General features: G+C 36.6%; 2 protein-coding genes. Both read left to right on the top strand.

The features are described from left to right. Positions 1–155 precede the first annotated feature (155 nt). Positions 156–1175 carry a protein rep gene (locus ACFRCG_RS48455; RefSeq protein WP_089030066.1) on the top strand — a complete coding sequence of 340 codons (1020 nt, stop codon included), beginning with the start codon at positions 156–158 and terminating at the stop codon, positions 1173–1175. Between the two features lie 309 nt (positions 1176–1484). After that, the coding region (locus tag ACFRCG_RS48450; protein ID WP_380043051.1) for a hypothetical protein at positions 1485–1726 on the top strand (242 nt) is incomplete at its 3' end.

Raw genomic sequence — 1726 nt, 5'->3', positions numbered from 1 at the left:
ATATAGAAACATCTCAAGGCAAAAAAAAAGCCCTCATCCCTTATTTGTCAAGGGATGGAGGCTTTTTTGACAGGTAAAAACTCCTTCTGCTATTATTGAGTTACCACACTTAACAATAGAATGCTAGATTACTAGCTCAGAAGGAGTTTTTCATTTTGTATTCATCTGAAAACGATTATAGCATCCTCGAAGACAAAACCGCAACAGGTAAAAAGCGGGATTGGAAGGGGAAAAAGAGACGGACGAATCTTATGGCGGAGCATTACGAAGCGTTGGAGAGCAAGATCGGAGCACCTTACTACGGCAAAAAAGCTGAAAAATTAAATGGTTGTGCAGAGTATCTTTCGTTTAAGAGAGACCCGGAGACGGACAAATTAAAACTGTATCAAGCCCATTTTTGTAAAGTGAGGTTATGTCCGATGTGTGCGTGGCGCAGGTCGTTAAAAATTGCGTATCATAATAAATTAATTGTTGAGGAAGCGAATCGGCAGTATGGCTGCAGTTGGATTTTTCTCACACTTACAGTTCGTAATGTCGAGGGCGATGGATTAAAACCTATGATTACTGACATGATGAAAGGATGGAATCGTCTTTTCGGTTATAAACGAGTCAAAGAAGCTACTTTAGGTTATTTCAGAGCTTTAGAGATTACCAAAAACCATAAAGAAGATACATATCACCCTCATTTTCATGTGCTGTTGCCTGTAAAGAGGAATTATTTTGGAAAGAATTATATCAAGCAGGCAGAGTGGACAAGCCTATGGAAAAGGGCAATGAAATTGGATTACACGCCGATTGTCGATATTCGTCGAGTTAAAGGTAAATCGAAGATTAATGCTGAACAAATTGAGGACGAAGTACGGGAAGCTATGGTGGAGCAAAAAGCTGTTCTCGAAATCTCTAAATATCCGGTTAAAGATACGGATGTCGTGCGCGGTAATAAGGTGACAGAAGACAATCTGAATACAGTGTTTTATTTGGATGATGCACTGTCTGCTCGTAGGCTGATCGGGTATGGTGGAATTTTGAAAGAGATACATAAAGAACTGAACCTTGGTGATGCTGAAGATGGAGATCTTGTTAAGATTGAGGAAGAGGATGACGAGGTAGCAAATGGTGCATTTGAAGTCATGGCTTATTGGCATCCTGGTATTAAAAATTACATAATCAAATAATAAAAGCAGGCTTGATGCCTGCTTATTTTTTTTCACTTTTATCTAGGAAAAAAGAAAACCACATAACACTTATAAATCCAGCAACAGCAAGAATGCCAACCACTATATAGGCCCACATTGGTATATCCATTAATCTTCCTCCCTAATGTTTTGAACATACTCTTATTATTAACAAAAAACAGAAGAAAAGATATGAGAATTTTCTATTATTATCCTTAAAACTAGCTTAATATTCCTTATTTTCAAAAAATTCCATTGAAAAAAATGGTATAAATTAAACGTATTTAAACTTTTGAAGGAGATGGAATTATGGAAGCAAAGTCACTATTGAAATGTGTAGCTGTTCCTGTTTTAGCATTTTCAACGTTATTATCAGCTGGTTTGCCGAGTGCACAAGCAGCGAATCATTCTGTTCAAAGTAGTGTTGAGAATAAGGTTTCTAAATTAAATATTCAACAATTAAAAGAATACAATAGCCTGAAAAAACAAGGCTTTAATGTCTCCATTTCTGAAAGTGAAGATGGGACTGTATTCATAAATGCATATGAAAG

The organism is Embleya sp. NPDC056575, from assembly GCF_042793325.1.
GTDB lineage: Bacteria > Actinomycetota > Actinomycetes > Streptomycetales > Streptomycetaceae > Embleya.
This window is presented reverse-complemented; position numbering and strand designations above follow the sequence as displayed.